12 protein-coding genes are annotated in these 8362 nt (G+C 61.0%); 8 read left to right on the plus strand and 4 right to left on the minus strand.

The genetic code is table 11. The features are described from left to right. Positions 1-82 precede the first annotated feature (82 nt). From AC2FNB_RS19575 to sigJ, 5 genes are all read left to right on the plus strand, one after another. A complete protein-coding gene (locus tag AC2FNB_RS19575; protein WP_496748496.1) occupies positions 83-1141 on the plus strand; it encodes a quinone-dependent dihydroorotate dehydrogenase in 1059 nt (352 codons plus the stop codon). Further along, positions 1138-1479 carry an arsenate reductase (glutaredoxin) gene (gene arsC, locus AC2FNB_RS19580; protein ID WP_480751249.1) on the plus strand — a complete coding sequence of 114 codons (342 nt, stop codon included), beginning with the start codon at positions 1138-1140 and terminating at the stop codon, positions 1477-1479. The genes AC2FNB_RS19575 and arsC overlap by 4 nt, the downstream gene beginning before the upstream one ends. A gap of 110 nt (positions 1480-1589) precedes the next feature. Further along, complete coding sequence (locus tag AC2FNB_RS19585; protein ID WP_496748490.1) at positions 1590-1970, plus strand: hypothetical protein; 381 nt, start codon at positions 1590-1592, stop codon at positions 1968-1970. Then, positions 1967-2506 carry a hypothetical protein gene (locus AC2FNB_RS19590; RefSeq protein ID WP_496748491.1) on the plus strand — a complete coding sequence of 180 codons (540 nt, stop codon included), beginning with the start codon at positions 1967-1969 and terminating at the stop codon, positions 2504-2506. The genes AC2FNB_RS19585 and AC2FNB_RS19590 overlap by 4 nt, the downstream gene beginning before the upstream one ends. Next, a complete protein-coding gene (gene sigJ / locus AC2FNB_RS19595; protein ID WP_480751245.1) occupies positions 2503-3393 on the plus strand; it encodes an RNA polymerase sigma factor SigJ in 891 nt (296 codons plus the stop codon). The genes AC2FNB_RS19590 and sigJ overlap by 4 nt, the downstream gene beginning before the upstream one ends. A gap of 9 nt (positions 3394-3402) precedes the next feature. Here the strand turns inward: sigJ and AC2FNB_RS19600 are convergent, their stop codons facing one another. Genes AC2FNB_RS19600 through AC2FNB_RS19615 form a run of 4 tightly spaced genes read right to left on the minus strand, consistent with a single transcriptional unit; the run spans position 3403 to position 6251 of the window. Further along, positions 3403-3942: a GNAT family N-acetyltransferase gene (locus tag AC2FNB_RS19600; RefSeq protein ID WP_496748492.1), complete on the minus strand. Its 540-nt coding sequence runs from the start codon at positions 3940-3942 to the stop codon at positions 3403-3405. 46 nt (positions 3943-3988) lie between these two features. Continuing rightward, positions 3989-5305: an MATE family efflux transporter gene (locus AC2FNB_RS19605; protein ID WP_496748493.1), complete on the minus strand. Its 1317-nt coding sequence runs from the start codon at positions 5303-5305 to the stop codon at positions 3989-3991. Positions 5306-5311: 6 nt separating this feature from the next. Continuing rightward, positions 5312-5830, minus strand: coding sequence for a PaaI family thioesterase (locus tag AC2FNB_RS19610; RefSeq protein WP_480751239.1), 519 nt, complete (start codon positions 5828-5830; stop codon positions 5312-5314). 1 nt (position 5831) lies between these two features. Next, the gene (locus AC2FNB_RS19615; protein ID WP_480751238.1) at positions 5832-6251 is read right to left on the minus strand and encodes a PaaI family thioesterase; all 420 of its coding nucleotides are present in this window, start codon (positions 6249-6251) and stop codon (positions 5832-5834) included. 116 nt (positions 6252-6367) lie between these two features. Here AC2FNB_RS19615 and AC2FNB_RS19620 point away from each other — a divergent pair, with 116 nt between their 5' ends. The 3 genes from AC2FNB_RS19620 to AC2FNB_RS19630 form a co-directional block, all read left to right on the plus strand. Then, positions 6368-6736 carry a MerR family transcriptional regulator gene (locus AC2FNB_RS19620; RefSeq protein ID WP_496748494.1) on the plus strand — a complete coding sequence of 123 codons (369 nt, stop codon included), beginning with the start codon at positions 6368-6370 and terminating at the stop codon, positions 6734-6736. Positions 6737-7080: 344 nt separating this feature from the next. After that, positions 7081-7482 (plus strand): MerR family transcriptional regulator, encoded by a 402-nt coding sequence (locus tag AC2FNB_RS19625; RefSeq protein WP_480751236.1) that lies wholly within the window; start codon positions 7081-7083, stop codon positions 7480-7482. A gap of 45 nt (positions 7483-7527) precedes the next feature. After that, on the plus strand, positions 7528-8362 hold an 835-nt coding region (locus AC2FNB_RS19630; RefSeq protein WP_496748495.1), incomplete at its 3' end, for an acyl-CoA dehydrogenase family protein.

Here is an 8362-nt window from a genome sequence, read left to right on the forward strand (position 1 = left end):
AGGCCGTGGTGCACCGGCAGGCGGCGTTGGCGACCTCGCGCCTGATCCGCTGCGCCCCGGCCCAAAGTGGAAAGACATTCGGATGAAGATGATCGAAAAACTGGGGTTGGCCGCCCTGCACCGGATGGATCCGGAAGCGGCGCACGGGCTGTCCATAAGAGCCCTGAAGATGGGGCTGGCGCCCGCGCTGGGGCCTGTGACTTCACCCCGGTTGCGTACCACCGTCGCCGGTCTTGACCTGCCGAACCCTGTTGGGCTGGCGGCCGGGTTCGACAAGAACGGCGAGGTCCTGGGGCCGCTTTCGCGCGCCGGGTTCGGGTTTATCGAGGTCGGCGCTGTCACCCCGCGCCCGCAACCCGGCAACCCCAAACCACGACTCTTCCGGCTAAGCGAGGATCGCGCGGCAATCAACCGGTTCGGTTTCAACAATGACGGCATGGAGGTCATGGCCAAGCGGCTGGCGGGCCGTCCCAAAGATGCGGTGATCGGTCTGAACCTCGGCGCCAACAAGGACAGCGACGACCGGCCTAGCGATTTCGCCAAGGTGCTGGCTCATTGCGCCGAATACCTTGATTTCGCCACGGTCAACGTCTCGTCCCCCAATACAGAAAAGCTGCGTGATTTGCAGGGCAAGGCGGCATTGGGCACGCTGCTGTCCGGTGTGATCGAAACCCGCGACGGCCTGCCGCAGCGTTTGCCGGTGTTTCTGAAGATCGCGCCGGACCTGACAGACGACGAATTACAGGACATTGCCGATGTGGCGCGCGAAACCGGAGTGGATGGGGTGATTGCCACCAACACCACCCTGTCGCGCGATGGTTTGCGAAGTGTCCACAAGGGCGAGGCAGGCGGCTTGTCGGGTGCGCCCTTGTTCGAAAAATCCACGCGGGTTCTGGCTCGTCTCAGCCAATTGACCGAAGGCAGCCTGCCGCTGATCGGGGTTGGTGGCATCAGCACCGCCGAACAGGCCTATGCCAAGATCTGCGCGGGTGCCTCGGCGGTTCAATTCTATACCGCGATGGTTTATGGCGGTTTGTCGCTGGCCGCCGATATAGCGCACGGGCTGGACGACTTGCTGAAGCGCGACGGGTTAGACACTGTGGCGCAGGCTGTGGGCAGCAAAAGAGAGGACTGGCTGTGATCGAATATTGGCACAATCCCCGTTGTTCGAAATCCCGCGCGGGACTGGCGCTTTTGCAAGAGCGCGGCGCAACGATCACCGTGCGCAAGTACCTAGAGGATGCTCCCAGCCTTGAGGAGTTGAAGGCGGCCCAAGCCGCGCTGGGGCTTCGCGCGGTAGAGATGATGCGCACCGGCGAGAAGGTGTTCAAGGAGCTTGAGCTGTCGAAAACGGACGCAGATGAGGTTCTGCTGGCCGCTATGGCCGCCCATCCGATCCTGATCGAACGCCCCATCGCGTTGTGTAACGGCAAGGCCGCGATCGGTCGCCCGCCCGAGGCTTTGCTGGACCTTACCTAGGTCGACCTGGAGCCCGGCGGGTCCCATCGCACAAGCTCTGTCGGTTTTTTTTGCTCGTCGCGGTCACAAACAGTGCTCCTGTTTCGTCATAAAGGCGAAGGGAGACATCTATGACAAAATCCATCCTCATCGGATTGGCGGCCTATTTCTTGCTGTTGGCCGCCGGTCTGGTCATTGCACCTGCTGAATTCTATCGCTCGGTTCCTGGCGTCTCGTCCACCGGGCCTTTCAACGACCATTTTGCCCGGGATATCGGCTTTGCTTTTTTCGTCAGCGCGACCGGTCTGTTTCTTGGCGCGCGCCGTGGCGACCGGACGCTCGTAGTGCTTGGCGCGGCATTCCCATCCTTGCATGCCGCATTTCACGTCGCCTCATGGGGCCACCATGCATCGCCTGACAGCGCCACGGTTTTGTTCGACATAGCTGCCAATACCATTCCCGCCGCCGTCGCCCTGGCCCTCGCACTGCGCCTCAAGGAGGTTCCGGCATGATCAGAGCTATCCTGAACAGGATGTTGAACAAGTTCGAAAAGGACAATGACTATGACGCCAGCTATATGCGGCAGGTCGCGGAAGTTTGGCCCGGTGCTGCACTTCGCTACTTCGGCCTGTCATTGTTCAGCGGAATGACAGGACCCGCCCCGCAAATCTGGGCCGGTGCGCTGTTGGCATCGACGCTGGACGGCGATTGCGGGCCTTGCGCGCAGCTTGTCGCAGGTTTTGCCCTGAAATCGGGCGTACCGTCCGATCACATTGCGGCATGCCTGTCACGCAACTTTGACGCCGCGGGCGAAGCTGGTCTAGGGTTCCGTTTTGCCGAAGCCGTGATCGCCGACTTGCCCGAGGCGGACGACCTGCGACTGGAAATCAGCAAGCGACATGGCGAAAGGGCGGTGATTGCGGCGACTTATGCCGCAGCGTCCGGCCGGGTCTACCCGGTCATGAAACGGGGGTTGGGCCACGGGCAGACGTGCCAGAAAATCTCACTCGGCAAGACACTGCATCCTGTAATACGGTCGGCCCGATGACAAAGACACGACTTGACCGGTTCGAACAGGAACGCCCGCGCCTGATGGCGCTGGCCTACCGGATGCTGGGCGAACGCGCCGCGGCCGAAGACGTCGTGCAGGAGGTCTGGCTGCGCTGGTCCGACATCACAGGCGACACCATCGGCAATCCTGCCGGCTGGCTGCACACCACGACGATGCGGTTGGCCATTGATGCGCTGCGGTCGGCCCGGCACCGGCGCGAGGTCTATGTCGGACCGTGGTTGCCTGAACCGCTGGTGCGCGATGCGAGCGCCAGCAGCGAAGACCATCTGTCTCTGGCACAGGATTGCGAACTGGCGTTGCTATGGGCGATGGAGCGGCTGACCCCCGAGGAGCGCGCGGCATTCGTGCTGAAACAGGTCTTTGACGCCGACTACGAAGAACTGGCACAGGTCCTGGACAAATCCGAGGCAGCCTGCCGTCAACTGGTCAGCCGCGCCGGGAAAAAGGTGAAATCGGCAGGGCCGAGGTTTAAGGTCGAGCCACAAGAAACGGCCACGATGCTGGCCCGGTTTTCCCAGGCTGTCGCGGCGCAGGATCGCGCCACGGTCTTATCGCTGATGTCCGCCGATGTCACCGCAATCAGCGATGGCGGCGGCAAAGTGCGCGCCGCGTTCCGCCCATTGGCGGGCCGGGACGAAGTGGCGCAGGTATTGCTGTCGATCGCATCGAAACAGGTCGGGCGTGTCGATGTCAGGACGGTCAGGGCCAACGGCGCGCCTGCACTGGCGGTTCTGGACGGCGGCGCAGATGACATGGTGTTTACGCTGACGGTCAATCGGGACGGGCTGATCGACTGGATCTATATCATGCGAAACCCCGAGAAATTGCCGCACCGGCCACCACTGCCGGGCGTCGCGCATTGACCCGGCCGTTCACCACAATTCGGGTTTGTGCAGCGCCGGCACGCATTGGGATGGCCCTGACAGGGGCGTCGCATCTTTTGACGACAACGGCTGTCCCAGCCAGCCATGCGGATGGTTCAATTTCAGCGGGGCCTTTGCAAAATCCTCGGTGATCTGCTGAAAACCGACCCGGGAATAGTAACCGGGATCGCCGTAGGTTGTGACATAGTCGACGCCGCTGAGGCGCAACTGATCCAGCCCATGCGCGATCAACTGTTGGCCGATGCCTTTCTGTTGCTGGTCCGTCCTGACCGCCACGGGGGACAGAATGAACACTACCCGTGAATCCTGCGCATAGTGCAGCCGTGAAAAGCAGATGCAGCCAACCAGCGCCTCGCCCGCATAGGCGGAGAATACATAAAGGTCGTTCTTGGGAGTTGTTGCCAGTAGTTCGGCAACCAACGCACCGATGATCCGGCCCTCCCCTTCCCCCTCCGAGGCGGTGAAGGTGTCCTGAAACAGCGTGGCAATCTGCTGTTCCCGCCCGTTGTAACCGGATATGAATCTCATCCCGTTTGTTCCTTCCCTGACATCCGTGTGTCTGTGTGTCGGACAGTCATGCCACCTGCGCCTCCAGCCGCGGATAGCGCAGGCCCAGCGTCAGACCGCGGGCGATGTTAAGCACCATCAGCGCCGCCCAGAGTCCGTGGTTGCCGAGCGTGGGCACCAGAAGAAACAACGCCAGAACGTAGATGATGACCGACTGGATCATTGCGATTCTCATGTCGCGAGTCCATGTCGCGCCGATATAAATGCCATCGAACATCCAACTGGCGACGCCCAGAACCGGTGCCAGCGCCGCCCAGATCAGATAGTCACGCGCGCCCAGACGCACGTCGGGTGACGTGGTCATGATGTCGATAATCAGCGGACCCGCAACAAAGAACACTGCTCCCAATACGAGCGCGCCGCCCACCCCCCATTGCGAGGCGATGATCCCGGCACGTCGCAGCTGATAGCGATCCTTTGCGCCAACAGCACTGCCCACCAGCGCCTCGGCGGAAAAAGCAAAACCGTCAAGCGCAAAGGCGGTGATTTCCAGAAACTGCAGCAACACCTGATTGGCGGCGAGGTTGACGTCGCCCAGATCAGCGCCGACGAACAGAAAAGTGGTGAACGCCCCGGTCAGCAATACCGAGCGCACCATGATGTCGGCATTCACCTGCAACATGCGGCGCAGGCGGGTGGCGTCAAAGATGCGGGCCCAGTCGTGCCACTGTTCACCGGCGAAAGCCTCGCGGCACAGGCACAAGCCCAGCGCGAGGCCGGTCCATTCGGCGATCAGGGTCGCGGTGGCGACGCCTTCAACCCCCCAGCCCAGCCCCAGAACGAACCAAAGGTCTAGCGCAATGTTGAGACCATTCATCCAGATTTGCAGAACGAAGACACCGCGCGTTTTCTCGATGGCGATCAGCCAGCCGGTGACGGCATAAAGCGCGATGGTGGCGGGCGCGCCCCAGATGCGAATCTCCAGATAGGTGCGGGTCAGCGCCTCGACCTCGGCGCTGGCAGGGGCCAGTGCGAAAGCGCCCCAGAACAAAGCCGCTTGCGCAACGATGATAACCAGCCCCGCCGCGAAGGCCAGAAGCAGGCCGCGCATCAGCAGCGCACCGGTCTCGGCCATGTCGCCCAATCCGCGCGCTTGCGCGGCAAGGCCGGTGGTGCCCATGCGCAAAAAGCCGAACACCCAATAGATCGTGGCGAGGATCACCGCGCCGATGCCGACCGCGCCGATGGGGGCGGCCTGCCCCATCTGCCCCACCACGCCGGTATCGACGGCCCCGAGGATCGGAACCGTTGCGTTGGACAGCACGATGGGCAGGGCAATTTTCAGCACCCGCCGATGTGTGATGGGTGCCGAGGCGTCCTTCATGGCGGGTCAGGCTTTTTCGGATCGCGGCTGTGGCATCAGGAAATGGCCGGTCGCCTGGGCGAACATCTTTGAATGGTGGTCCTGCCACGCCTCGACCCGGACCGAGGCGTAACGACGGCCCGAACGGCTGATGAATGCGCGCGCATAGGCGTCGCGCGGCAGGCCCGAGCGCAGGTAGTCGACGGTAAAGTCGATGGTCTTGGGAAAGCGCATATTGTCGTCGGTCAATATCTCTTCCGGATCGATTTCGCCGCTTTCGATCCGGGGAAACAGGTGCGACCAGCTGAGCGTGATCACCGCCGTCACCTCAAGGAAGGCCGCCGTTACGCCACCGTGGATGGCCGGCAGGAACGGATTGCCGATGTGTTTTTCGTCGAAATTCAGAACCCCGGTCAGCTCGTCCCCGCGACGGTCGAAACTGATGTTGAGAAAGCGGATATAGGGCACGCCTTCGACCAGCGCCTTGAGTGCGGCATCGCGGCGCTGCTTGACCACCTGCATCGGTTCGGGACGGGCGCGCGCCATATCAGCGGCCCTCCACGGTAAAGGCGCCCGAGGCGGTGGCGACAGGTTGGTCCTGATCGTCATCGGTGGCGGTTGCACGGACAAAGGCAACGTTGCGGGTGATGTGATAACAGGTCGCGCGCGTCGAAATTCGCTGGCCCGGCGTCGCGGCGCGCATGTAGTCTATGCGCAAGTCGATCGTCGCGGTGCCGCCGGGGGCGGAGGGATGGCTCATCACTGCGGCACCGCAGCAGGTATCCAGCATGGCCGATACTGCCCCGCCATGAATCACCCCGGTGCGCGGATCACCGATCAGGTCTTCGTTGTAAGGCATCGATATCTCGGCCTCACCGGCACCGATATGATCAAGCTCCAGCCCCAGCGCCTTGGCGTGCGGGATGGCCTCGATGAACTGGCGAGCGAGTTTTGTTTTGTCGACCATAGGCTTGGGTCCTGCTGTTGAGTGCCCCTTTATGGGCCGCTGCGACATCAAAGAGCAAGACCGCCTGTTGCGCATGACGAAACGACACCATAGGTTGCCGGGCGAGGAGAAACAGAATGTCCGACACCCGTTTGTCATTCAAAGAGATGTGCGCGGAATTCGACGTAACGCCGCGCACGCTGCGCTATTACGAGTATATTGAACTGCTGCAGCCAGACCGCGAAGGGCGTTCGCGATTTTATGGCGCGCGGGAACGCGCCCGGATGAAGCTGATTTTGCGCGGGCGCAAGTTCGGCTTCCCGCTGGAAGAGATTCGCCAATGGCTCTTGATCTATGAGGACGAGGGCAATCAGGCGCAGATGTCAGCTTTCATCGAAATGGCCGACCGTCAGATGCAAGAGTTGCGCCAGCAGCGCGAACAGCTTGACGAGGCGATGGACGAGTTGAAGCGACTGCGTGACCAGACCGCCAATAGTCTGGCCTGACGGGGCGCTCTCCGTCTCTCACTTCATCGTCATCCGAGCACGATACCCGTTGCCAGAACATGGGCAGACCGCCAAGCATGGCGCATGTATCGAGTGGAGGATCGAGCGTGACACAGTCCCATTTTCTACGTTCGTCATACAACGCCAATGAAAGGCGATTTTGCCCCCTTCAGGTTGACGTTGCGGAAATAAAATTTCCCGAAAGATGCCTGACGCGAATTGATCTTACGTCACCAAAAAAGTGACGCAGCGTCTAGCTTACGTAAACGTCAATTGCATGTTGTAAATCGCCCGACACCCGGCCAACTCGATATCACCAGGTACGTGATTTGAGAGATTGAGACATGAATGAAGAACTGATGACCATTCGCGAGATGTGCGAGACCTATGACGTGACCCCTCGCACCTTGCGGTTCTACGAGGCCAAGGAACTGCTGTTCCCGATCCGCGAAGGTCAAAAACGGCTGTTCACCAAACGCGACCGCGCCCGACTGAAACTCATCCTGCGCGGCAAGCGTTTCGGCTTCAGCCTCGAAGAAATCCGGCAACTTCTGGACCTGTATCACGCCGGCGACCAGCAACTGACACAGCTGACCCGCACCTATGAGATCGCATGTGACCGGCTTGCTGACATGGAGTTGCGCCGAGACGAGCTGACCCAGGCCATCGAAGACCTGAAAGAGCAACTGAAATGGGGCGAAAAGGTCATCGCCTCGATGAAAGAAGAAAAGAAGGCGGCCGAGTAACGCCTACCCCGCCCCTCAGAAAATTGAAACAATTGGGAGCCTTCCATGCCCGTCTACAACGCCCCAACCAAGGATACGCAATTCATCCTGCATGATGTCCTGAACGTTTCCGCCTCGGACGTCCCCGGCTATTCGGACCTGGAACCTGAATTTACCGGTGCGGTTCTGGACGAGGCAGGCAAGATCGCGACCAATGTGCTGCACCCGCTGAACGTGGTGGGCGATGCCGAAGGGTGTCGACTGGAAAACGGCATCGTCTACACCCCGACGGGGTTCAAGGAAGCCTTCGAGCAGATGAAGGAAGGCGGTTGGACCGGGCTGGACATGCCCGAGGAATACGGCGGACAGAACATGCCTTATGTACTGGGCACTGCCGTGGGCGAGATGTTTTCCGCCGCGAACCAGGCGTTCGTGATGTATCAGGGCCTGACCCACGGCGCGGCCTCGGCCATTCTGGCGCATGGGACCGATGAGCAGAAGAACAAATACCTGCCCAACATGGTTGCCTGTGAATGGACGGGCACCATGAACCTGACCGAGCCGCATTGCGGCACAGATCTGGGTCTGATGCGCACAAAGGCGGAACCGCAGGGCGACGGCAGCTACAAGATCACCGGGCAAAAGATCTTCATCTCGTCCGGCGACCACGACATGGCTGACAACATCATCCATCTGGTGCTTGCGAAAGTTCCCGGCGGCCCCGAGGGCATCAAGGGCGTGTCGCTTTTCATCGTGCCTAAATTCCTTGTCAACGACGACGGCAGCCTGGGCGAGCGCAACGGCGTCTCGGTCGGCAAGATCGAGGAAAAGATGGGCATCCACGGAAACTCGACCTGCGTCATGAACTATGACGCCGCAACCGGTTGGTTGCTGGGCGAAG

The organism is Ruegeria sp. BHSB058 (genome assembly GCF_059613285.1).